The organism is Delftia sp. WY8 (genome assembly GCF_018437695.1).
In the GTDB taxonomy this organism is placed as follows: Bacteria; Pseudomonadota; Gammaproteobacteria; order Burkholderiales; family Burkholderiaceae_C; genus Comamonas; species Comamonas tsuruhatensis.
The window spans coordinates 19,139-41,709 of sequence record NZ_CP049795.1 but is presented as its reverse complement, the minus strand read 5'-3'; the positions used below and the strand labels follow the sequence as shown (position 1 = coordinate 41,709).

Genomic DNA, 22,571 nt, shown 5'->3' with positions numbered 1-22,571 from the left:
TTCAGGCGGCGGCTTGTCAAGGGCTGGGGGTCACCCCGCGCTATTGCGGCCTTGCCAGCGCTCGGCGGGCTTGGTGTACATGGCGGCAATCTGCGATTCAAACCGCGCCATGAGGTTGTTGCGCTTGAGCTTGAGGGTGGGCGTCATCAGCCCGTTCTCAATGGTCCAGGGCTCCAGTTCCAGGTGCACGGCACGGGGGACCGCATAGCGGGCAAAACTGGCCACCTGTTTCTCGATGCGGGCCAGCGCTTCACGCTCGGCGGCGGCGTGGTTCAGGCTCTTGGGATCTTCGGGGTCCAGGCCCAGGCGCTGGGCCATGGCCTGCCATTCACCACGCTCGATGACGGCCACGGCGGCGATGAAGGGGCGGTCTTCGCCCACGACAAAGACCTGGGTGAAGAACGGGTCGCCGGTGATGGCCAGCTCCAGGTCGGCCGGTGGAATCTTCTCGCCGGTGGAGGTGACGATGATTTCCTTGATGCGGCCCTGGATGCGCACGCGCCCATCCTCGATCACGGCCTGGTCGCCGGTGCGCAGCCAGCCGTCGTCTGTGAAGGTCTTGGCGGTGTCTTCGGGGCGTTGCCAGTAGCCCCGCATCACGCAGGGCCCGCGCACCTGCAGTTCCCGATTTTCGCCAATGCGCACTTCCACGCCCGGCAGGGCGCGGCCCACGGTGGCCGGGTGGTTGTCCTCCAGCGTGTTGGCGCAGACCACGGGCGAGGTCTCGGTCATTCCGTAGCCCTGGATCAGCGGCAGGCCCAGGCCGAGAAAACAGCGCGCAATCGTGGGCGACAGCGGCGCGCCACCGCTCACGGCCACGCGCACACGCCCGCCAAACTGGGCCAGCAGCGGCTTGGCCACCAGATGGTTGAGCACGGGCCAGGGCAGCCATTGCATCCAGCCCGGCACGTCGGGCTGGGGCGCCTGCGCATCGGCAATGCCTTGTGTTTCACAAAAGCGTTGCCAGCCCCTGGCCTGGGCCAGTTCGAACAGCTGGGCCTTGAGCGGTGCGCGCGCCAGCGCCTCCATGACCTTGGCGTGCACGCGCTCGTAGATGCGCGGCACGGAGACCAGCACCGTGGGACGCTGGGTCTTGAGATCCTCGGCCAGCTGAGCCACGGAGCGCGCATAGGCCACGCAGGCGCCCACGGCCATCGCCAGGTAGTAGCCTGCCGTGCGCTCGAAGGTGTGCGACAGCGGCAGGAAGGACAGGAAAACATCATCGCTGCGCGGCAGCAGCCGCTGCATCACGGCCTGTACGTTGGAGACCACGTTGCGGTGCGTGAGCATCACGCCCTTGGGCTTGCCCGTGGTGCCCGAGGTGTAGACGACGGCGGCCAGGTCCTCGGCAGAGGGAGGCGGGGGCAGGGGGACTGCGCCGCCCTCAGCCAGCCATTGGGCCAGCGGTTGCACGGGGATCTGCCCCAGGGCCTCCAGGACGGCGGCATCGCCTTCGGTTTCAGGCTCTGCGGCCCGGGAAGCCGGCTTGGCCGATGCCACGACCACCTTGCGCAGCGCGGGCAGGGCCTGGCCCGTGGCGCAGATCTTGTCCCAGGTGGATTGCTGTGCCACGAACAGCATGGACACCTGGGCATTGGCCAGGATGTAGGCAATGCTGCCTGCGTTGTCTATGGAATGCAGGGGCACCGGCACATGGCCGCAGCGCAGGCTGGCCAGGTCGATGGACATGGCATCCAGCCCGTTGGGCAAAAGAATGGCAATGCGCGAGCCCGGTGCCAGCTCCTGCGCGGCCAGGGCCTGCGCCCACAGGGCCACGCGCTCGCCGGTCTGCGCCCAGTTCAGGGACTTCCAGCTGCGCGCATCCTCGTCATAGGCCCGATAGGCCTCGCCTGCGGGCGTCTGCTGCACGCGCAGGGCCAGCATTTCCACCAGGGTGGCGGCCGTGGCCATGCTGGCATCGGCAGGCAGGCTCATGGCCAGGGAAGGGGCGCGGGCTGGATCTTGGATGCTCATGCGAAGAGGTGCGGACCGAAGTGGATGGTGCCGCTGATGATAGCTGCCGGTTACCGCAGGCCCCGGCGTCAGCTTCGGACATGTGCGGAGTTGGCGGCGAGGTTTATGCTGCACTGCAGCGTTCTCGGGCGATGCGCCTGAAGCGAACCAGGAGCCGCATGCCCGCCTACGTCGCCACTGTTGCCCAGCCAGCCAGGGTTCAGATGAACCCGAGTTCAGGACGCTGCAGCCAGACCGTTCCTGAAGTGCTGACGCATGGCCTGCGCGGCGGCCGCGCCATCGCGGCGCAACAGGGCCTGCATGACGGTCTCGTGCTCGGCCAGCGAATCCTCGATGCGGCCCTGCTTGAACAGCGACTTGTGGCGGTTGAGCTTCATGACCTTGCGCAGGTCGGCCACCAGCTGGTTGCGCCAGCGGTTGTCGGCGATCTGCAGCAGCTGCATGTGAAAGCTCTCGTTGAGCTCGAAGAAGCGGTCTGCATTGCGCATCTGCGCCTTGAGTTCCTCATGGGTCTGCTGCAGGGCGGCAAGTTCCTCATCGCTGCCCGATTCGGCCACGACCTGCACGGCATCGGATTCCAGCAGGCTCAGCAGGTGATAGACATCGGCAATGTCCTTGGACGACACCTCGGTCACATAGGCGCCACGGCGCACCTTCATGGTGACCAGGCCTTCGGCGGCCAGCACCTTCAGCGCCTCGCGCAGCGGGGTGCGGCTGATGCCGTATTCCTCGGCAATCTTCAGTTCGTCGATCCAGTCACCAGGCGCCAGTTCGTGCGCGAAGATGCGCAGGCGCAGCTTCTCTGCCACCTGTTCGTAGAGCGCGCGGGGTGTGAGGGTGTTTGTCGACATGTGGCCCGGATTGTATCGGCAAAGATATTTTGAATGAATAATTATGAATGATGTAAACTGCGGCAGCTCTGGGGCATGCCCTCAAGGGCACCTGTCATTCACGAGCCTGAGAACATGAGACAAGACCATCCGACAGCGCAGAACGGCCAGGAATTCGCAACTGCCGACCTGCAGAAATGGGCCCAGGCGGCCGCCAAGGCCGCTCCCGGGGGCGACATCCAGGCACTGCACTGGACCACGCCCGACGGCATCGACGTCAAGCCGCTGTACACGGCGGCCGACACGGCGGATCTGCCCCATACGGATAGCCTGCCAGGCTTCGAGCCCTACATCCGCGGCCCGCAGGCCACCATGTACGCGGGCCGGCCCTGGACCATTCGCCAGTACGCGGGCTTTTCCACGGCCGAGGAGTCCAACGCCTTCTACCGCAAGGCGCTGGCCGCCGGCGGGCAGGGCGTGTCGGTGGCTTTCGACCTGGCCACGCACCGGGGCTACGACAGCGACCATCCGCGTGTGACGGGCGACGTGGGCAAGGCCGGCGTGGCCATCGATTCGGTCGAGGACATGAAGGTGCTGTTCGACCAGATCCCGCTGGACAAGATCAGCGTGTCCATGACCATGAACGGCGCCGTGCTGCCCGTGCTGGCCGGCTACGTGGTGGCGGCCGAGGAGCAGGGCGTGGCCCAGGACCAGCTGTCGGGGACCATACAGAACGACATCCTCAAGGAGTTCATGGTCCGCAACACCTATATCTACCCGCCCCAGCCGTCGATGCGCATCATCGGCGACATCATCGAGTACACGAGCAAGAACATGCCCAAGTTCAACTCGATCTCGATCTCGGGCTACCACATGCAGGAGGCGGGCGCCAACCAGGCGCTGGAACTGGCCTTCACGCTGGCCGACGGCAAGGAGTACGTCAAGACCGCCACGGCCAAGGGCATGGATGTGGACGATTTCGCGGGCCGGCTGTCCTTCTTCTGGGCCATCGGCATGAATTTCTACCTGGAAATCGCCAAGATGCGCGCGGCCCGCCTGCTGTGGTGCCGGATCATGAAGGGTTTCGGCGCCAAGAAGGCCAAGAGCCTGATGCTGCGCACGCACTGCCAGACTTCGGGCTGGTCGCTGACAGAGCAGGACCCCTACAACAACGTGGTGCGCACCACCATCGAGGCCATGGCCGCCGTGTTCGGCGGCACGCAGAGCCTGCACACCAACAGCTTTGACGAAGCCATCGCGCTGCCCACCGAGTTCTCGGCCCGCATTGCGCGCAACACGCAGCTGATCATCCAGGAAGAGACCCACATCACCAATGTGATCGACCCCTGGGCCGGCAGCTACATGATGGAAAAGCTGACCCAGGACATGGCCGACGCCGCCTGGAAGATCATCGAGGAGGTCGAGGCCATGGGCGGCATGACGGCCGCCGTGGACTCGGGCTGGGCCAAGCTCAAGATCGAGGCCGCCGCCGCCGAGAAGCAGGCGCGCATCGACTCGGGCAAGGACGTCATCGTCGGCGTCAACAAGTACAAGCTGGCCAAGGAAGACGCCATCGACATCCTCGAGGTGGACAACGTCAAGGTGCGCGACAGCCAGATCGCGCGCCTGAACCAGATCAAGGCCAGCCGCGATGCCGCCAAGGTCGAGGCCGCCCTTCAGGCCCTGACCCAGGCCGCCGAAAGCGGCGAGGGCAACCTGCTGGACCTGTCCATCCAGGCCGTGCGCCTGCGCGCCACGGTGGGCGAGGTCTCGGATGCACTGGAGAAGGTTTTCGGGCGCCACCGCGCCGATACGCAAAAGGTGACCGGCGTGTATGCAGCAGCCTACGACTCGGCCGAGGGCTGGGAAAAGCTCAAGGGCGAAATCGACGCATCGTCCGAGCAATTGGGCCGCCGCCCGCGCGTGATGATCGCCAAGCTGGGCCAGGACGGCCATGACCGCGGCGCCAAGGTGGTGGCCACGGCCTTTGCCGACCTGGGCTTCGACGTGGACATGGGCCCGCTGTTCCAGACGCCCGAGGAATGCGCGCGCCAGGCCATCGAGAACGACGTGCACGCCGTGGGCGTGTCCACGCTGGCGGCAGGCCACAAGACTCTGGTGCCGGCCATCATCGAGGAACTGCGCCGCCAGGGCGCGGACGACATCATCGTCTTCGTGGGCGGCGTGATTCCCGCGCAGGACTACGACTTCCTCTACAACGCCGGCGTCAAGGGCGTCTATGGCCCGGGCACACCCATCCCGGCCAGCGCCAAGGACGTGCTCGAGCAGATCCGCCAGGCCAACAGCCTCTGAGCCCGCCGCAGTGACTCCCGAGCAAATGCAAGACGGCATCCTGAACGGCAACCCTGCCGTTCAGCGCCGGGCGATGGCCAAGGCCATCACCCTTTTGGAATCCACGCGCACGGATCACCGCGCTGCGGCCGATGGGCTGCTCACGGCCCTGCTGCCGCATACGGGCGGATCTTTCCGCCTGGGCATCAGCGGCGTGCCGGGCGTGGGCAAGAGCACCTTCATCGAGACGCTGGGCCTGTTCCTGATTGGGCGCGGCCTACGGGTGGCGGTGCTGGCCATCGACCCATCGTCCACCGTGTCGGGCGGCTCCATCCTGGGCGACAAGACGCGCATGGAGCAGTTGTCCGTTCATCCGGATGCCTACATCCGCCCCAGCCCCAGCAGCGGCACACTGGGCGGCGTGGCCGAGAAAACCCGCGAGGCCATGCTGGTCTGCGAGGCGGCTGGCTACGATGTGGTCATCGTCGAGACCGTGGGCGTGGGCCAGAGCGAGATCGCCGTGCAGGGCATGTGCGACATGTTCTGCCTGCTGCAACTGCCCAATGCGGGCGACGACCTGCAGGCCATCAAGAAGGGCGTGATGGAGCTGGCCGACCTGGTGGTCATCAACAAGGCCGACATCGACCCGCATGCCGCCACGCGCGCGCAGGCGCAGATCACCTCCAGCCTGCGCCTGCTGGGCATGCACGGCAACCCCGAGCATGCCCACCACGACGAGCGCCTTTGGCAGCCCCAGGTCATCACCATCAGCGCGCTCAAGAAGGAGGGCGTTGAAGGTTTCTGGGGTGCGGTGGAGGAATTCCGCCGCCTGCAGCAGGCCAACGGGCGCCTGGCGCTGCGCCGCGAACGCCAGGCGCTGTCCTGGATGTGGGAGCGTATCGACTCCGGCCTCAAGCAGGCCTTCCGGCAGCATCCGCAGGTGCGGGCGCTGCTGCCCCAGCTGCAGGCCGACGTGGCAGCAGGGCGCATCGCGGCCAGCACGGCCGCCAGAAATCTGCTGCAGGCGCAGGCCGGCCCCGTGGCGGCGCCGCAGTGACGGCCGACAAGACAAGACCAGACAAACCTTACCGTTAGACGTTAGAGGAATCGCAGCATGCAAGACATCCTGGATCAACTGGAGACAAAGCGCGAACAGGCCCGCCTGGGTGGCGGCCAAAAGCGCATAGATGCACAGCACAAGAAGGGCAAGCTCACGGCGCGAGAGCGCATCGAGCTGCTGCTGGACGACGGCACCTTCGAGGAATGGGACATGTTCGTCGAGCACCGCTGCACCGACTTCGGCATGGAAGACAGCAAGATCCCCGGCGACGGCGTGGTCACCGGCTACGGCATGATCAACGGCCGCCTGGTCTTCGTCTTCAGCCAGGACTTCACCGTCTTCGGCGGTGCGCTGTCCGAGACCCATGCCGAGAAGATCTGCAAGGTCATGGACCAGGCCATGAAGGTCGGCGCCCCCGTGATCGGCCTCAACGACTCGGGCGGCGCCCGCATCCAGGAAGGCGTGGCCTCGCTGGGCGGCTATGCCGACGTGTTCCAGAAGAACGTGCTGGCCAGCGGCGTGGTGCCGCAGATCTCCATGATCATGGGCCCCTGCGCGGGCGGCGCCGTGTACTCGCCGGCCATGACCGACTTCATCTTCATGGTCAAGGACAGCAGCTACATGTTCGTCACCGGCCCCGAAGTGGTGAAGACCGTGACGCACGAGGAGGTCACGGCCGAGGAGCTGGGCGGCGCCATCACCCACACCACGCGCAGCGGCGTGGCCGACATGGCCTTCGACAACGACGTGGAGGCGCTGATGATGCTGCGCCGCCTCTACAACTACCTGCCGCTGAACAACCGCGAGAAGGCGCCCGTGCGCTACACCTCGGACCCCGTGGACCGCGCCGACAAGTCGCTGGATACCCTGGTGCCCGACAACGCCAACAAGCCCTACGACATGAAGGAGCTGATCCTCAAGACCGTGGACGACGGCGACTTCTTCGAGTTGCAGCCCGACTACGCCAAGAACATCCTCACGGGCTTTGCGCGCATGGACGGGCAGACCGTGGGCATCGTCGCCAACCAGCCCCTGGTGCTGGCCGGCTGCCTGGACATCAAGAGCTCCATCAAGGCCGCGCGCTTCGTGCGTTTCTGCGATGCCTTCAACATCCCCGTGGTCACCTTCGTGGACGTGCCCGGCTTCATGCCCGGCACCAGCCAGGAGTACGGCGGCATCATCAAGCACGGCGCCAAGCTGCTGTACGCCTATGCCGAGGCCACGGTGCCCAAGATCACCGTCATCACTCGCAAGGCCTACGGCGGCGCCTATGACGTGATGGCCTCCAAGCACCTGCGCGGCGACGTCAACCTGGCCTGGCCCCATGCCGAGATCGCCGTGATGGGTGCCAAGGGCGCCGTGGAGATCATCTTCCGCGAGGACAAGAACGACCCCGCCAAGCTGGCAGCGCGCGAGGCCGAGTACAAGGCCCGCTTCGCCAACCCCTTCGTGGCAGGAGCGCGCGGCTTCATCGACGATGTGATCCAGCCGCATGAGACGCGCAAGCGCATCTGCCGCTCGCTGCAGATGCTCAAGAACAAGCAGCTGGAAAATCCGTGGCGCAAGCATGGAAACATCCCTCTGTGACCAAGCCCTGATATCAAAGATCGAATCCAGAAAAAACAGGCTGCGAAGATGTTCAAGAAGATCCTGATTGCCAACCGCGGCGAGATTGCCTGCCGCGTCATCGCCACCGCCCGCAAGATGGGCATACAGACCGTGGCGGTGTACTCCGATGCGGACCGCGAGGCACGCCACGTCAAGCTGGCCGACGAGGCCGTGCACATCGGTGCCGCTCCCAGCCGCGAGTCCTACCTGCAGGCCGACCGCATCATTGCCGCCTGCAAGCAGACCGGCGCGCAGGCCGTGCACCCGGGCTATGGCTTCCTGTCCGAGAACGAGGCCTTCGCCCGGCGCGTGGAGGAAGAGGGCATCGCCTTCATCGGCCCCAAGCACGCGGCCATCGCGGCCATGGGCGACAAGATCGCCTCCAAGAAGCTGGCCGACAAGGCGGGCGTGAGCACCATCCCCGGCTACAACGATCCCATCGCCGGCCCCGACGCCGCCGTGGAAATCGCCAAGGGCATCGGCTACCCCGTGATGATCAAGGCCAGCGCCGGCGGCGGCGGCAAGGGCCTGCGCGTGGCCTACAACGACAAGGAAGCCTTCGAGGGCTTTGCCAGCTGCCAGAACGAGGCACGCAACAGCTTTGGCGACGACCGCATCTTCATCGAGAAGTTCGTGCAGGAGCCGCGCCACATCGAGATCCAGGTGCTGGGCGACGGCCACGGCAACGTGATCTACCTGAACGAGCGCGAATGCTCCATCCAGCGCCGGCACCAGAAGGTGATCGAAGAGGCGCCGTCCCCCTTCATCAGCGACGCCACGCGCCGCGCCATGGGAGAGCAGGCCGTGGCCCTGGCCAAGGCCGTGGGCTACCAGAGCGCGGGCACGGTGGAGTTCGTGGTGGGCAAGGACCAGGATTTCTACTTCCTGGAAATGAACACCCGCCTGCAGGTGGAGCATCCGGTGACCGAGTGCATCACCGGCCTGGATCTGGTCGAGCAGATGATCCGCGTGGCCGCTGGCGAGAAGCTGGCCATCGCGCAGGAAGACGTCAAGCGCGATGGCTGGGCCATCGAGTGCCGCATCAACGCCGAGGACCCGTTCCGCAACTTCCTGCCGTCCACCGGCCGCCTGGTGCGCTTTTCGCCGCCCGAGCAGACCATGTGGCAGGCCGACACCGGCCACCTGCACGGCGTGCGCGTGGATACGGGCGTGTATGAAGGCGGCGAAATCCCGATGTTCTACGACTCGATGATCGCCAAGCTCATCGTGCACGGCAGCGACCGCAACGACGCCATCGCCAAGATGCGCGAGGCGCTCAACGCCTTCGTGATCCGGGGCATCAGCTCCAACATCCCGTTCCAGGCCGCGCTGCTGGCCCATCCCAAGTTCAAGAGCGGCGAGTTCAACACCGGATTCATTGCCGAGCATTACGCCCACGGCTTCCACGCCGAGGATGTGCCGCACGGCGACCCCGACTTCCTGGTCGCCCTGGCAGGCCACATGAACCGCCGCTACCGCGCGCGCGCCGCCACCATCAGCGGCCAGATGCGCGGTCATGAGCTCAAGGTCTCGGCCGACTACTGCGTGGTCGTGCTGGGGGCCGATGGCAAGCACCAGTACCGCGAGGTGCAGGTTTCCGACTTCGACGCGGAAAGCCGCGCCAGCACCGTCACCGTGGACGGCAAGCCCTACACCTTCCGCAGCGAGACGCCGATGCGCGCCATGTGCGTGCAGGGCAGCTGCAACGGCAAGCCCTTCACGGCGCAGGTCGAGCGCGGCACGGCCAGGAACCCGCTGGCCCTGCGCGTCATCCACAACGGCACGCAGATCGACGCCCTGGTGCTGTCGCCGCGCGGCGGCGAACTGCACCGGCTCATGCCCTACAAGGCACCGCCGGACCTGTCCAGGTTCCTGCTGTCGCCCATGCCGGGCCTGCTGGTGGACGTGGCCGTGCAGCCGGGCCAGAAGGTGCAGGCCGGCGAAAAGCTGGCCGTGATCGAGGCCATGAAGATGGAAAACATCCTGTTCGCGTCGCAGGACGGTGTGGTCAGCAAGATCAGCGCCGGCAAGGGCGACTCGCTGGCCGTGGATGATGTGATCCTGGAATTCGAGTGATGTCCGCGTGATTCCTGCGCCGCAGGCGTCGACCAGAGAAAAGGCCGGGCAGCAGACCCGGCCTTTTCATTTCCACTGTCGCTTCAACTGCTTTGCCGCACCACCAGCTCATATCCCAGATCCAGGCTGTGCAATGGCAAGGCCTCGCCGCGCATCAATTGCAGCAGCATGCGCGCGCCTTCGGTTCCGATATGGCCGCGCGGCGTGCGGATGGTGGTCAGTGGCGGCACCATCTGGTCGCTGCCGGGCAGGTCGTTGAAGCCGGCGATGGCGATCTGCTGCGGCACGCGGATGCCGCGGCGCAGGGCTTCGAGCAGGGCGCCCTGGGCAATGTCATCGTTGCAGAAGAAGAGGGCATCGACGGATGGATCCAGCCGCAGGGCGGCGTCCAGCAGCTCGGCGCCCAGCGCCATCGAAGTGGGGCGGGGCCACAGCAGTTCCAGGGCCGGGTCGTGCAGGCCCGCGTCCTGCAGGGCCTGGCGGTAGCCAGAGGCGCGCTGCATCACGCGGGCATCGAGCTGGCCTGCGCAAAAGGCAATGCGCTTGTGCCCGCGCTCCATCAGATGCCGCGTGATGGCGGCTCCGGCTTCGGCCTGCGAAAACCCCACGCTGGGCGTGCCCGGCTCGCCGCCCAGCTCCATCAGGTGCACGCAGGGCACCTTGCTGGCCTGCACGAGTTCGCGCGCAGCGGGACTGCGGTCAAAGCCGGTGAGCAGCAGGCCGGCAGGGCGCATGGGCAGGTAAGTGCGCAGCAGTTGCTCCTCTTCGGCCCGGTCATAGTGGGTCACGCCGATCAGCGCGTGGTAGCCGGCGGCGAACAGCACCTTGTGCACAGACTCGATCAGGTCCACGAACAAGGTGTTGGACAGCATGGGCACCAGCACCAGCACCTGGGCACTTTTCTGGGAGGCCAAAGCGCGCGCGGCAGGGTCGGGCACGTAGCCCATGCGCGCGGCGGCGGCGCGGATTTTCTCGACCAGGGCGGGGTCCACGCGCCGCTCGCCGCGCAGGGCGCGTGAGACCGTCATGGGGCTGACGCCGGCCGCCTGTGCCACATCGCTGAGCGTTATGCGTCCGCTGGCCCGCGACGAACGGGCGCGGCCCGTGGCGGGCAGGGCCGGGTCGCAAGGATCGGCGCAGGACGATTCTGGAGATGCAGGCGGAATCTGGCGGGCCAAGGGAATGTCCTAGGTCGGTGGCGAGAGGGTTGGAGATTATGATAGCGCTATCCCAATCATTCGAAGGCCCGCAGTCCTGCGTGTAAACCCGGACGAAGGCCTCTGAAGCACACCGAAATCCAAGGCAGACCCTGGTCTGCCAATTTTTGCAAGAACATGGATAGCGCTATCCCAACAACAACCGACGCCACCGCCGCAGGCAGCCGCCCACGGGCGCTGGTCGTCATGGGCGTTTCCGGCTGCGGCAAGTCGAGCGTGGGGCAGGCCCTGGCTGATGCCCTGGGCTGGACCCTGCACGAGGGCGATGCCCACCATGCCGAGGAAAGCATCCGCAAGATGCAGGCTGGCATCCCCCTGACCGACGACGACCGCAGCGGCTGGCTGGACCGGCTGGCACGGCTGCTGGCCCAGGCCATGCCGGGGCAGGGCGTGGTGCTGACCTGCTCGGCCCTCAAGCGCAAGTACCGTGACCGCCTGCGTGCCGCCGGCCCGGCCGGCGCCGTGGGCTTCGTTTTTCTGGACCTGGACTACGGCACGGCGCTGCAGCGCGTGCAGGAGCGCGCCGGCCACTTCTTCTCGCCCGAGCTGGTGGCCAACCAGTTCGCCACGCTGGAAAGCCCGGCAGGCGAGCGCGCCGTGCTGTCCGTGGACGCCACGCTGCCGCTGGCCGACATCGTGCACCGCGCACAGGACTGGCTGGTCCATCCGGCGCCGCAGGCCGCCCCTCTCTCCCAGAACCCATAACGCCAGGAGACAAAAACCATGCAATCCGATTCCCCCGCAGTCCGGCCCAAGCCGCGCCTGCAGCACTTTGCCGAGGTGCTGATGGTGCTGGCCCTGGCCGGCATGGTCATTGCCGTGTTCGTCAACGTGGTGCTGCGCTATGTGTTTCATACCAGCATCGTTTCCTATGAGGAAATCTCGCGCCTGCTCTTCGTCTGGCTGGTGGCCATTGGGGCCATCGTGGCCGCTTTCGAGGGCAGCCACCTGGGCTTCGACCTTGTGACATCCCGCGTGGGCCCTGGCGCGCGCAAGGTGTTGTTCTGGGTGTCGCAGGCGCTGGTCCTGGTCTGTATGGGCCTGCTGCTGTGGGGCTCATGGGCCCAGGTGCAGGCCGGGCTGAACAGCTACAGCACGGTGCTGGGCTACCCGCTGGCCCTGGGCGCTGCGGCCACCCTGGTGCTGGCCGTGGGCCTGCTGTTGGTGTCGCTGCGCGACCTGCGCCGCGGCGCGCCGGCAGAAAACCATGGCGAGACTTCGGTCGAGTAAGGAGCAGGCACCATGGTTGTGACCCTGATCTTTCTGGCCGTGCTGATCGGCGGCATGGTGATCGGCATGCCCATTGCCCAGGCGCTGGTGTTGACCGGCGTGGCGCTGATGTGGCATCTGGACTTCTTCGACTCGCAGCTGCTTGCGCAGAACCTGCAGGCCGGCTTCGACAACTTCCCGCTGCTGGCCGTGCCCTTCTTCATCCTGGCGGGTGAGCTGATGAACGCGGGTGGCCTGTCGCGCCGCATCATCGACCTGGCGCGCGCCTATGTGGGCCATATCCGTGGCGGCCTGGGCTACGTGGCCATTGGCGCCGCCGTGCTGCTGGCCTCGATGAGCGGCTCGGCCATTGCCGACACCGCTGCCCTGGCCACCATCTTGCTGCCCATGATGCGCGAGCAAAAGTACCCCGACAGCTACAGCGCGGGCCTGCTGGCCTCGGGCGGCATCATTGCGCCCATCATTCCGCCGTCCATGCCCTTCGTGATCTACGGCGTGACGACCAACACCTCGATCAGCAAGCTGTTCCTGTCGGGCGTGGTGCCGGGCCTGATCATGGGCGTCTTCCTGATCTTTGCCTGGTGGTCCATCGCCCGCAAGTTCGACCTGTCGCGCGGCGAACGCATGGCCTGGGGCCCGCGTCTGAAGGCACTGGCCAAGAGCTTCTGGGCCATGATGATGCCGGTCATCATCCTGGGCGGCCTCAAGGGCGGCGTGTTCACGCCCACCGAGGCGGCCGTGGTCGCAGCCGTCTACGCGCTGTTCGTGTCCATGGTGATCTACCGCGAGATGACATGGAGCCGTCTGTACGCCGTGTTCCTGGCCGCCGCCAAGACCACGGCCGTGGTCATGCTGCTGTGTGGCGCCGCCACGGTGACGGCCTACATGATCACCCTGGCCGACCTGCCCAACATGCTGGCCGACAGCTTCTCCGGCCTGCTGGGCAACCCCATGCTGTTCATGGCCACGATGATGCTGTTCCTGCTGGTGGTGGGCACGGCCATGGACCTGACGCCGACCATCCTGATCTTCGGCCCCGTGTGCGCGCCGCTGGCCGTCAAGGCGGGCATCGACCCCATCTACTTCGGCTTCATGTTCATCTACGTGGGCTGCATCGGCCTGATCACGCCGCCCGTGGGAACGGTGCAGAACGTGATTGCCGGCGTGGGCCGGCTGCGCATGGAGACCGTGATCAAGGGCACGAACCCGTTCCTGATGGTCTATGTGCTGCTTGCCGTGCTTTTCGTGATTTTTCCGCAAATCATCCTGGCCCCACTGCGCTGGATGCACTGACCCCCCACTACAACCCAAGGAGATGAACATGCGTATTCCCTTTGCACTCGCCGGCCTGATGGCCGCCATCACCACGCTGGCCGCCACGGGCCAGGCCATGGCCCAGGACTTCAAGCCGCGCATCGTGCGCTTCGGCTACGGCCTGGTCGATGACTCCAACCAGGGCCGCGCGGCGCGCTTCTTTGCCAAGGAGGTCGAAAAGGCCACGGGCGGCAAGATGAAGGTGCGCGCCATCGGCAATGCCTCGCTGGGATCGGACACGCAGATGCAGCAGGCGCTGATCGGCGGTGCCCAGGAGATGATGGTCGGCTCCACCGCCACCCTGGTCGGCCTGTCGCCCGAGATGGCGGTCTGGGACACGCCGTTCCTGTTCAGCAGCACCAAGGAAGCCGACGCCGTGCTCGACGGCCCCGTGGGCGAGAAGGTCAAGGCCACGCTGGAGCCCAAGGGCATGGTGGGCCTGGTCTACTGGGAGAACGGTTTCCGCAACCTCACCAACAACAAGCGCCCCATCGCCAAGCTGGAAGATCTGGCCGACGTGAAGCTGCGCGTGATGCAGAACAACGTCTTCCTCGACAGCTTCAAGGCCCTGGGCGCCAACGCCGTGCCGCTGCCGTTCTCCGAACTGTTCACCGCGCTGGAAACCCGCGCCGTCGATGGCCAGGAAAACCCGTTCAACACCGTGCTGTCCAGCAAGTTCTACGAGGTGCAGAAGTACCTGACCATCTCCAACCACGTCTACAGCCCCTGGATCGTCACCGTCAGCAAGAAGTGGTGGGACACGCTGACACCGGCCGAGAAGAAGGTGCTGCAGGACGCCGCCGTCAAGAGCCGCGAGTTCGAGCGCAAGGACACGCGCGAGGAAGCGGCCAAGGCCCTGGCCGATATCAAGACCAAGGGCATGCAGGTCAACGAGCTGCCCGCCGCCGAGGTGGGACGCATGCGCGACAAGCTCGCCACGGTCAATGCCGGCATTGCCAAGACCGTGGGCCAGGGTACCTGGGATGAGGTACAGGCCGCCGTCAAGCAGGCGCGCGCAGTGAAGTAAGCTTCGATTCAGGGCCGGACGCACCTGGGAGGGATGCCCCGGCCGACATCCACCAAAAAGACAACGCGACACAGAGAAAACGCGCATCAGCGCATCCGCAGGACACCCCATGAGCACCATCCACCCCATCGTCGACCAGGTCACGCGCCGCATCCGCGAGCGCAGTGCCGAATCACGTGCCGCCTACCTGGAACAGGTGGACGCCATGGCCGCGCGCCCGCCCGGCGCACAGTCCATGGGCTGTGCCAACGTGGCGCATGCCTTTGCGGGCATTCCAGGCGGCGACAGGATACGCATCGTCGAGGAGAAGGCGCCCAACGTCGCCATCGTCACCGCATACAACGACGTGCTGTCGGCCCACGCACCGCTGGCCCGCTATCCCGACATCCTCAAGGACGAGGCGCGCAGGCTGGGCGCCACGGCGCAGGTCGCCGGCGGCGTACCCGCCATGTGCGACGGCGTGACCCAGGGCGCGCCCGGCATGGAGCTGAGCCTGTTCAGCCGGGATGCCATTGCCATGGGCACGGCCATCGCGCTCTCGCACGACGTATTCGACGCTGCGCTGATGCTGGGCATCTGCGACAAGATCGTGCCGGGCCTCTTGATCGGCGCCCTGCATTTCGGGCACCTGCCCACGGTCTTCGTGCCGGCGGGACCCATGACCTCGGGCCTGTCCAACGGCGACAAGGCCAAGGTGCGCGAACAGGCCGCGCAGGGCCTGGTGGGCCGCAAGGAGCTGCTGGCCGCCGAATCGGCTGCCTACCATGGCGAAGGCACCTGCACCTTCTACGGCACGGCCAACAGCAACCAGATGCTGCTGGAGGCCATGGGCCTGCACGTGCCGGGCACGGCCTTCATCAACCCGGCCGACGGCCAGCGCGAACTGCTCACGCGCGAGGCCATGCGCAGCGTGCTGGCCATCACCAGGAACAAGCGCTTCGCCCCCATCGGCCGCGTGGTGGACGAGCGCTGCATCGTCAACGCCATGGTGGCCCTGCTGGCCACGGGCGGCTCCACCAACCACCTGATCCACTGGGTGGCGGTGGCGCGCGCTGCGGGCATCACCATCGACTGGAACGATTTTTCCGAGCTCTCGGGCGTGGTGCCGCTGCTGGCCCGCGTCTATCCCAACGGCAGCGCCGACGTGAACCAGTTCCAGGCCGCAGGCGGTCCGGGCTATGTGATCGGCCAGTTGCTCAAGGCCGGCCTCATGCATGGCGATGTGCTCACCGTGCGGCCCGATGGCCTGCAGGAGTTCGCGCGCATTCCGGCCGTGGACAACGGCCAGTTGGCCTGGCACGCGGCCGAAGTCTCCGGCGACCTGTCCGTGCTGCGCCCGGCCGATGCGCCCTTCAGCGCCACGGGCGGGCTCAAGCTGCTGTCCGGCAACCTGGGGCGCAGCGTGATCAAGGTCAGCGCCGTGCCCGAGGACCGCCATGTGGTCGAGGCGCCCGCACGCGTCTTCGACTCTCAGGAAGCGCTGCAGCAGGCCTTCAAGGCCGGCGAACTGGACCGCGATGTCATCTGCGTAGTGCGCTGGCAGGGGCCGCGCGCCAATGGCATGCCCGAGCTGCACAAGCTCACTCCGCCCCTGGCCGTGCTGCAGGGCAAGGGCTACAAGGTGGCCCTGGTCACGGACGGCCGCATGAGCGGCGCCTCGGGCAAGGTGCCTGCGGCCATCCACGTCTCGCCCGAGGCCTGCGTGGGCGGGCCGCTGGCGCGCCTGCGCGATGGCGACCTGGTGCGCCTGGACGCCGTGGCCGGCACCCTGGCCGTGCTGGTCGATGAATCCGAATGGCAGCAACGCCTGGTGGCCACCATGCCCCGGGCGCTGCGCCAAGCCAATGGCCGGGGTTTCGGCCGCGAACTGTTTGCCGGATTCCGGCGCCACGCGCTCAGCGCAGAAGAGGGAGCTTGCACATGGATCAACGACTGACGGCCTTGGAGCTCATGCAGGACGCGCCGGTCATCCCGGTCATCGTTCTCAACGACCTCGCGCATGCCGTTCCCATGGCCCAGGCCCTGGTTGCGGGCGGCATCCGCGTGCTGGAAGTCACGCTGCGCACGCCCCAGGGCCTGGCCAGCATCGAGGCCATTGCGCGCGCCGTGCCCGAGGCCATCGTCGGCGCCGGCACCGTGCGCAGCGCAGCCGATGCGCGCACCTGTGCCCATGCCGGCGCGCGCTTTGCCGTGAGCCCCGGCTACACCAGCGCACTGGGCCAGGCCTGCCAGGACCTGCAGCTGCCGCTGCTGCCCGGCGTGGCCACCAGCGGCGAGATCATGGCCGCCCAGGCCGACGGCTTCAACGAGCTGAAATTCTTCCCAGCCGTGCAGGCGGGCGGCACGGCCATGCTCAAGGCCTGGCAGGGTCCGTTCGGCGATGTGCGCTTTTGCCCCACGGGCGGCGTGTCGCCAGCCAATGCCCAGGAGTTCCTGGCCCTGAAGAATGTGGTCTGCGTGGGCGGCTCCTGGCTGGTGCCCACGGATGCGCTGGAGCAGGGCGACTGGAGCCGCATCACGGCGCTGGCCCGCGAGGCCAAGGCTCTGCGCAAAGCCTGACGAAAGGGCCGGTGGGACGCAGCGGGGCGCTGCGGCACAATCGTCGCCCTCCAGCCAGACGAGAAGCCAGACGAGAAGGCCGCCGCCATGATGAAGATCGACTCCACCACCGTGCAGCTCGTGCTGGCCATTGCCGAGGAGGGCAGCATCTCGCGCGCTGCCGACCGGCTGCAGCTGGCGGTGGCGGCGGCCTCGCGGCGGCTCAGTGATCTGGAGGCCCAGCTCGGCACGCGCCTGTTCAAGCGACAGCCCCATGGCGTGCAGGCCACCGAGCCCGGCCTCAAGCTGCTGGCCCATATCCGGCAGATCGGCAACCTGGTCGATCGCCTGGAGGGCGATGCCCAGGCCCTGGGCCGCGGCCGTGACGGCCGCATCATCATCGGCGCGCCCAAGTCGGCCCTCCTGCAGTTCCTGGCCGCCGACATCGCGGCCACCCAGCGCCGCTATCCCCACATCACGCTGCAGGTGATGGAAGAAAACAGCCGCATCGTCCAGCAACTGCTGCGCGACAAGGTCATCGACATCGGCATCTTCGAGAAAACCAGCGGATTCGTGGACCTGCCGCGCGCCGACTACCGGCGCGACAGCCTGGTGCTGGTCTACAGCCGCAGGCATTTCAGCTTCGGCGACCAGCCCGTGGAGCTGGACCGGCTGCTGGAGTGCCGCATCGTCAGCCTGGGCCGGGGCTCGGCCATCCTGAATGCCCTGCGCCGTGCCCATCACAGCCGGGGCAGGGTGTTCCGCAATGATTTCACGGTCAGCGGCTTCGACACCATGCTGGCCCTGGTGCGCGAAGGCCTGGGCGTGGGCCTGATGCCGCCAGGCGTGCTGCGCAGCTTCCACCCCGGGCCGGAGCTGGGCTGGGCCGCGCTAGAAGGCGACTGGCACGAGCGCAGCTATGTGCTGTCCTTCATCGAAGGGCAGGCCCAGCAACAGGCATTGCACAACGTGGTGGCGGCGCTGCTGCATCCCGCCTCCGAGGCGAACTGAGAGCGTCACGGTTTCGCATATGGCGAAACCAGGCATGCGTTCCACAGGCTTGCGGCGAATCCGGCGCACGGCGACAGTGGCTGCACTACAACGATGTGCAGGAGACAGACATGAGACGCCGCGACTTCATCGCGGCCGGCGCCGCCGCGCTGGCCGCTCCCTGGGCAGGGGCCTCGCCCCCGGGCTCCGACCTGCCCAAGGGCCCCGTCAAGATCCTGGTGGGCTGGGCGCCCGGTGGCGGCACCGATGTGTTCGCGCGCATCGTGGGCCAGAAATTGTCCGAGGTCTGGGGCAGGCCCGTGGTCGTGGAGAACAAGCCCGGCACCACCGGCTCGCTGGCGGCCGAGTACTTCGCCAGGACGCGCTTCACCGAAGGCATCAACCTGCTGATGGCCCATGTGAACACCCATGCCATCTCGCCGCAGATCTTCAGGTCCATCACCTATGACCCGCTCAAGGACTACGCGCCCATCGCCCTCATCGGCGCCACGCCCCACATCCTGGTGACCAGCAGCAGGAACAGCCATGGCTCGGTGCAGGAGGTGGTGGAGCTGTGCCGCAAAAGCCCCGGCAAGATCAGCTTCGGCTCGTCGGGCACGGGCTCGGTACAGCACCTGGCGGCCGAAATGTTCAACATGGCGGCCGGCGTCAAGAGCATCCACGTGCCCTACAAAGGCTCCGGCCCCATGCAGACCGACCTCATCGGCGGCCAGATCGACTTCAGCTTCGACACCATGACGGCCGCCACTGCCCAGGTCCGCGCAGGAAAAATGCTGGGCATCGCCCAGACCCGCGTGAACCGTGCCAAGGGATTCCCGGCCATGCCCACCATGGACGAGCAGGGCTTCAAGGGCTTTGACGCCTCGAGCTGGTACGGCGTCGTCGGCACGCGCGACATGTCCAGGGAACTGGCCCAGCGCATCAATGCCGACATCAACCGCGTGCTGGCCATGCCCGACGTGGTCAGCCGCTTCGACGGATACGGCGTGGAGGACGGTGGCGGCTCCGTGGACAAGTTCGCGGCCTTCATGGCTGCCGAATACAGGAAGTGGGGCGACGTGGTGCGCGCTGCAAAAATCACCGAAGAAAGCTGAGGACCCGGCATGAGCAATCCCCAATCCAACCCGCAACAACTGCCCCTGCAAGGCATACGCGTGCTTGACGTCAGCCAGGTCATGGCCGGGCCCTTTGCCTGCATGCTGATGGCCGACCTGGGCGCCGATGTCATCAAGGTCGAGCCTCCGGGCACCGGAGACCAGACGCGCGGTGCCATGGGCTTCAAGATGAAGGGCCCGGACAGCATGGGCTTTCTGAACATGAACCGCAACAAGCGGTCGCTGACGCTGGACCTCAAGAGCGAGGAGGGGCGTGAGGCCTTCTACCAATTGGCCACGACAGCCGATGTCATCGTCGAGAACTACCGGCCCGGCGTGGTCCAGCGCCTGAAGATCGACTATGAAAGCATTCGCCGCATCAATCCGCGCATCGTCTATGTCAGCATCTCGGGCTTCGGCCAGAGCGGGCCCTGGGCCCAGCGGCCGGGGTTCGACCTCATGGCCCAGGCCATGTCGGGCGTGATGAGCGTCACCGGCTACAAGGGAGAGAAACCCGTCAAGGCCGGCGTGCCCGTGGCCGACATCGGTTGCGCACTGTTCGCCACCTACGGACTGCTGGCCGCCTACATCGGCGCGCAGAAGACAGGGCAGGGCCAGCACATAGACGCCTCGCTGTTCGACTCGGCCATGGCTTTCTCGATCTGGGACATGTCCGAATACTGGGGCACCGGCGTGCCGCCCGCGCCGCTGGGCACCAGCAACAAGATGAGCGCCCCCTACCAGGCCGTGAAGGCGCGCGACGGCTACTTCGTCATGGGCGCCACCAACCAGAAACTCTGGGCCAGGCTGTGCGCGCTGATCGAGCGCCCCGATCTGCTCGAGCACCCCGACTACGCCACCGTGGCGCTGCGCCTGAAGCACCGCGAGGCACTGATAGGCGAGCTGGAAGCGGAATTGGCCCACCACGACAGCGCCGACTGGGTGGACCGCATGCTGGAGGCCGGAATTCCCGCCGGCCCGCTGCTCACCTATCCGCAAGCCTTCGAGGGCGAGCATGGCCGGCACCGCGGCATGTGCATGGAGATCGACCACCCCATCGAAGGCAAGGTCAAGAACATCGGCTTTCCCGTCAAGATGCTCGGCACCCCCCAGCAGGTGCGCCGCCATCCGCCCCTGCTGGGCGAGCACAACGCGGAAATCATGGCCGAACTCCGTGCCCTGAAGGCCGCCGCATGAGCACCGCCCTGCATGAATCCGTGGCACTGACCGTTCACGCCGGGGGCGCGGCCGAGATCCTCATCGACCGCCCCGAACGCCACAACGCCATGAGCATGCCCATGTACGAGGCATTGCTCACGGCCCTGGAGCGCTGCCAGGCCGACCCGGCCATCCGCTGCGTGATGCTGCGCGGTGCGGGCGGCAAATCCTTCATCTCGGGCACGGACATCGCCTACTTCAAGGACTTCCATGACGGCCAGCAAGGCGTTGCCTATGAAGCCTTCGTGGAGCGCGTGATCGACGCCGTGGAGCGCATCGCCGTGCCCACTATCGCCGTCATCGACGGCTGGGCCGTGGGCGGCGGCCTGGCCCTGGCCACGGCATGCGACTTTCGCATCTGCAGCACCGGCTCGCGCTTCGGTGCGCCGATTGCCAAGACGCTGTCCAACACGCTGTCGTCACGCAACATCGCCCGCCTGGTGGCCAGCCTGGGCGTGCCACGCGTCAAGCGCATGCTGCTGCTGGCGGACTACCTGTCAGCCGAGCAGGCCGAGGCCTGCGGGTTCGTGCATGCGGTGGTGCCGGCAGATCGGTTGCAGGCCCAGGCACAGGCGCTGGCCGAGCAGCTCATGGCCTTGTCGGCAACCACCCAATCAGCAGTCAAGGAAAGCCTGAGGCGCATCGTCGTGGAGCAGCGGCTGGATGATGAGGATCTGGTGTCGGCGGTGTATGGGAGTGGGGAGTTTCGGGCGGGGGTGGCGCGGTTTATGGGGTGATGGTGCAACACCAAGTGTGATCCCGCTCGGGTCATTCAGCTGGTAGTTGCCGGTACTGTTGGCGTTCAGGGCCAGCTTGAGGATGCTCAGGGTCTGGCCGGCCTGCAGCTCGCCGTCGCTCGAGACGGTCAGGCCGTTGGCTTCCGCGATGCGCCACCACAGGCTGCTGTCGCCCAGCACGTTGCGGGCGATGGTCTTGAGAGTCTCGCCGCCGACCACGGTGTAGCTCATGACACTGAAGTTGGTGTCGCACAGCTTCAGGGCAGGGGCGTTGAGGTGGAATTCGGCGGTGTTGACGTATTTAGAGTGGCTAACACCACTTCGTCACAGGCCCCCGCAGAGCAGTTATGCTCGCTGCCCTCATGGCAAGACGACCCGTTAGCAAAGAACTGTGGCGACAGCTACAACCCCTGATCCCAGCCTTCGTGCCTTCTGCCAAAGGCGGTGCGCGCAAGCTCGCAGTCAGCGATGAGGCCGCCCTCAACGGCATCTTGTTCGTGCTGCAAACAGGCATTCCATGGGAAGACCTTCCCCAATCCCTGGGCTACGGCAGCGGCATGACTTGCTGGCGGCGCCTACGCGACTGGAACGCCGCTGGTGTCTGGGAGCAGCTGCACCAGGCCATGCTGACTCGCTTGCGTGAACATGACCAAATCGATTGGAGCCGGGCCAGCATTGATGGCTCCTCGGTACCAAGCCCCCGGGGGGCCAGGAAACGGGCCCAAACCCCACGGACAGAGGCAAGCTCGGCTCCAAGCGGCACATCGTCGTAGATGCCAGAGGCATCCCGCTGGTGATCTTGGTCAGCGGCGCGAACCGGCACGACTCCAAGATGTTCGAGAGGTGCGTGGACGCGATTCCTGCGATTGCTGGCCTGCCAGGACGTCCCCGTAGAAGACCGGCAAAGCTGCACGCCGACAAAGGCTACGACTTCAAGCGATGCCGAGCCCACCTGAGGCAGCGGGGCATCATTGGCCGAATTGCCAGACGAGGCATTGAGAGCAGCGAGCGGCTGGGCAAACACCGGTGGGTGGTGGAGAGGACGCACAGCTGGTTTGCAGGCTTTGGCAAGCTGCGAATCCGCTTTGAACGACGGCTGGATATCCACGAAGCGCTGCTGAAATTGGCGGCAGCGATCATCTGCGCGCGCTTCGTGGATCGGTGGTGTTAGCCAGTCTTAGGGACGTCTCCAGCCTTGGGCGGGTTCTCGGAGTCGGGGGCGTCGCCGTAGCGGGGCAGGACTTCGCCGTTGGCCACCAGTTGCCGTTGCACGTGGCCGGGGTTGAGGACGTTGCCTATGAAGCCGCCATGGCGGCTTTCGATGCAGGCGAACTCTGCCATTATG

19 protein-coding genes are annotated in these 22,571 nt (G+C 66.4%); 15 read left to right on the top strand and 4 right to left on the bottom strand.

Annotated elements, in window-relative coordinates:
• Positions 1-30: 30 nt before the first annotated feature.
• Together G4D77_RS00120 and G4D77_RS00115 are read right to left on the bottom strand one after the other, a co-directional pair.
• Positions 31-1,974 (bottom strand): AMP-dependent synthetase/ligase, encoded by a 1,944-nt coding sequence (locus tag G4D77_RS00120; RefSeq protein WP_016446049.1) that lies wholly within the window; start codon positions 1,972-1,974, stop codon positions 31-33.
• Positions 1,975-2,189: 215 nt separating this feature from the next.
• Positions 2,190-2,825: a GntR family transcriptional regulator gene (locus G4D77_RS00115; protein ID WP_154834322.1), complete on the bottom strand. Its 636-nt coding sequence runs from the start codon at positions 2,823-2,825 to the stop codon at positions 2,190-2,192.
• A gap of 114 nt (positions 2,826-2,939) precedes the next feature.
• On the opposite strand from G4D77_RS00115, the gene scpA reads away from it, so the two are divergent.
• Genes scpA through G4D77_RS00095 form a run of 4 tightly spaced genes read left to right on the top strand, consistent with a single transcriptional unit; the run spans position 2,940 to position 9,840 of the window.
• The gene (gene scpA / locus G4D77_RS00110; RefSeq protein WP_016446051.1) at positions 2,940-5,117 is read left to right on the top strand and encodes a methylmalonyl-CoA mutase; all 2,178 of its coding nucleotides are present in this window, start codon (positions 2,940-2,942) and stop codon (positions 5,115-5,117) included.
• 25 nt (positions 5,118-5,142) lie between these two features.
• Positions 5,143-6,153 carry a methylmalonyl Co-A mutase-associated GTPase MeaB gene (gene meaB, locus G4D77_RS00105; protein ID WP_016446052.1) on the top strand — a complete coding sequence of 337 codons (1,011 nt, stop codon included), beginning with the start codon at positions 5,143-5,145 and terminating at the stop codon, positions 6,151-6,153.
• A 57-nt stretch (positions 6,154-6,210) separates the two neighbouring features.
• A complete protein-coding gene (locus G4D77_RS00100; RefSeq protein ID WP_016446053.1) occupies positions 6,211-7,743 on the top strand; it encodes an acyl-CoA carboxylase subunit beta in 1,533 nt (510 codons plus the stop codon).
• A gap of 48 nt (positions 7,744-7,791) precedes the next feature.
• Positions 7,792-9,840, top strand: coding sequence for an acetyl-CoA carboxylase biotin carboxylase subunit (locus G4D77_RS00095; protein ID WP_043791906.1), 2,049 nt, complete (start codon positions 7,792-7,794; stop codon positions 9,838-9,840).
• Positions 9,841-9,923: 83 nt separating this feature from the next.
• On the opposite strand, the gene gntR is transcribed toward G4D77_RS00095, so the two are convergent.
• Complete coding sequence (gntR, locus tag G4D77_RS00090; RefSeq protein WP_046983925.1) at positions 9,924-11,018, bottom strand: HTH-type transcriptional regulator GntR; 1,095 nt, start codon at positions 11,016-11,018, stop codon at positions 9,924-9,926.
• Between the two features lie 156 nt (positions 11,019-11,174).
• On the opposite strand from gntR, the gene G4D77_RS00085 reads away from it, so the two are divergent.
• The 11 genes from G4D77_RS00085 to G4D77_RS00035 all read left to right on the top strand — a co-directional run bounded on the left by G4D77_RS00085 (position 11,175) and on the right by G4D77_RS00035 (position 22,397).
• Positions 11,175-11,762, top strand: a complete 588-nt coding sequence (locus tag G4D77_RS00085) for a gluconokinase (protein WP_370690597.1) — start codon at positions 11,175-11,177, stop codon at positions 11,760-11,762.
• 18 nt (positions 11,763-11,780) lie between these two features.
• Positions 11,781-12,287, top strand: coding sequence for a TRAP transporter small permease (locus G4D77_RS00080; protein WP_016446057.1), 507 nt, complete (start codon positions 11,781-11,783; stop codon positions 12,285-12,287).
• 12 nt (positions 12,288-12,299) lie between these two features.
• Entirely contained in the window at positions 12,300-13,580 is a 1,281-nt protein-coding gene (locus G4D77_RS00075) for a TRAP transporter large permease (RefSeq protein WP_016446058.1), read from the top strand.
• A gap of 28 nt (positions 13,581-13,608) precedes the next feature.
• Complete coding sequence (locus G4D77_RS00070) at positions 13,609-14,628, top strand: TRAP transporter substrate-binding protein (protein WP_016453430.1); 1,020 nt, start codon at positions 13,609-13,611, stop codon at positions 14,626-14,628.
• Positions 14,629-14,737: 109 nt separating this feature from the next.
• On the top strand, positions 14,738-16,564 hold the full coding sequence (edd, locus tag G4D77_RS00065; RefSeq protein ID WP_154834320.1) for a phosphogluconate dehydratase: 1,827 nt from the start codon (positions 14,738-14,740) through the stop codon (positions 16,562-16,564).
• Complete coding sequence (locus tag G4D77_RS00060) at positions 16,549-17,187, top strand: bifunctional 4-hydroxy-2-oxoglutarate aldolase/2-dehydro-3-deoxy-phosphogluconate aldolase (protein ID WP_026062482.1); 639 nt, start codon at positions 16,549-16,551, stop codon at positions 17,185-17,187. Before edd ends, G4D77_RS00060 begins: the two co-directional genes overlap by 16 nt.
• Before the next feature lie 87 nt (positions 17,188-17,274).
• Entirely contained in the window at positions 17,275-18,177 is a 903-nt protein-coding gene (locus tag G4D77_RS00055) for a LysR family transcriptional regulator (protein ID WP_016446062.1), read from the top strand.
• Positions 18,178-18,287: 110 nt separating this feature from the next.
• Positions 18,288-19,271: a Bug family tripartite tricarboxylate transporter substrate binding protein gene (locus tag G4D77_RS00050; RefSeq protein WP_154834319.1), complete on the top strand. Its 984-nt coding sequence runs from the start codon at positions 18,288-18,290 to the stop codon at positions 19,269-19,271.
• Between the two features lie 9 nt (positions 19,272-19,280).
• A complete protein-coding gene (locus G4D77_RS00045; protein WP_154834318.1) occupies positions 19,281-20,468 on the top strand; it encodes a CaiB/BaiF CoA transferase family protein in 1,188 nt (395 codons plus the stop codon).
• Complete coding sequence (locus tag G4D77_RS00040; RefSeq protein WP_154834317.1) at positions 20,465-21,226, top strand: enoyl-CoA hydratase; 762 nt, start codon at positions 20,465-20,467, stop codon at positions 21,224-21,226. The genes G4D77_RS00045 and G4D77_RS00040 overlap by 4 nt, the downstream gene beginning before the upstream one ends.
• Positions 21,227-21,588: 362 nt before the next feature.
• Positions 21,589-22,397 (top strand): IS5 family transposase gene (locus G4D77_RS00035; RefSeq protein ID WP_085930546.1). Its coding sequence is split into 2 segments (ribosomal slippage): positions 21,589-21,919 and positions 21,919-22,397, totalling 810 coding nucleotides; the frame shifts between segments, so codons are not numbered across the junction.
• Here the strand turns inward: G4D77_RS00035 and G4D77_RS00030 are convergent.
• Complete coding sequence (locus tag G4D77_RS00030) at positions 22,394-22,567, bottom strand: hypothetical protein (protein WP_193726223.1); 174 nt, start codon at positions 22,565-22,567, stop codon at positions 22,394-22,396. The genes G4D77_RS00035 and G4D77_RS00030 overlap by 4 nt on opposite strands.
• Between the last annotated feature and the right edge of the window lie 4 nt (positions 22,568-22,571).

Excerpts from the sequence above, each read along its gene's own strand:
- G4D77_RS00095 (WP_043791906.1), top strand. The coding sequence starts at position 7,792 with ATGTTCAAGAAGATCCTGATTGCCAACCGCGGCGAGATTGCCTGCCGC.
- G4D77_RS00085 (WP_370690597.1), top strand. The coding sequence starts at position 11,175 with ATGGATAGCGCTATCCCAACAACAACCGACGCCACCGCCGCAGGCAGC.
- edd (WP_154834320.1), top strand. The coding sequence starts at position 14,738 with ATGAGCACCATCCACCCCATCGTCGACCAGGTCACGCGCCGCATCCGC.
- G4D77_RS00055 (WP_016446062.1), top strand. The coding sequence starts at position 17,275 with ATGATGAAGATCGACTCCACCACCGTGCAGCTCGTGCTGGCCATTGCC.
- G4D77_RS00100 (WP_016446053.1), top strand. The coding sequence starts at position 6,211 with ATGCAAGACATCCTGGATCAACTGGAGACAAAGCGCGAACAGGCCCGC.
- G4D77_RS00030 (WP_193726223.1), bottom strand. The coding sequence starts at position 22,567 with ATGGCAGAGTTCGCCTGCATCGAAAGCCGCCATGGCGGCTTCATAGGC.
- G4D77_RS00045 (WP_154834318.1), top strand. The coding sequence starts at position 19,281 with ATGAGCAATCCCCAATCCAACCCGCAACAACTGCCCCTGCAAGGCATA.
- G4D77_RS00115 (WP_154834322.1), bottom strand. The coding sequence starts at position 2,825 with ATGTCGACAAACACCCTCACACCCCGCGCGCTCTACGAACAGGTGGCA.
- G4D77_RS00050 (WP_154834319.1), top strand. The coding sequence starts at position 18,288 with ATGAGACGCCGCGACTTCATCGCGGCCGGCGCCGCCGCGCTGGCCGCT.
- G4D77_RS00060 (WP_026062482.1), top strand. The coding sequence starts at position 16,549 with ATGGATCAACGACTGACGGCCTTGGAGCTCATGCAGGACGCGCCGGTC.
- meaB (WP_016446052.1), top strand. The coding sequence starts at position 5,143 with ATGCAAGACGGCATCCTGAACGGCAACCCTGCCGTTCAGCGCCGGGCG.
- G4D77_RS00120 (WP_016446049.1), bottom strand. The coding sequence starts at position 1,974 with ATGAGCATCCAAGATCCAGCCCGCGCCCCTTCCCTGGCCATGAGCCTG.
- G4D77_RS00040 (WP_154834317.1), top strand. The coding sequence starts at position 20,465 with ATGAGCACCGCCCTGCATGAATCCGTGGCACTGACCGTTCACGCCGGG.
- G4D77_RS00075 (WP_016446058.1), top strand. The coding sequence starts at position 12,300 with ATGGTTGTGACCCTGATCTTTCTGGCCGTGCTGATCGGCGGCATGGTG.
- scpA (WP_016446051.1), top strand. The coding sequence starts at position 2,940 with ATGAGACAAGACCATCCGACAGCGCAGAACGGCCAGGAATTCGCAACT.
- G4D77_RS00080 (WP_016446057.1), top strand. The coding sequence starts at position 11,781 with ATGCAATCCGATTCCCCCGCAGTCCGGCCCAAGCCGCGCCTGCAGCAC.
- G4D77_RS00070 (WP_016453430.1), top strand. The coding sequence starts at position 13,609 with ATGCGTATTCCCTTTGCACTCGCCGGCCTGATGGCCGCCATCACCACG.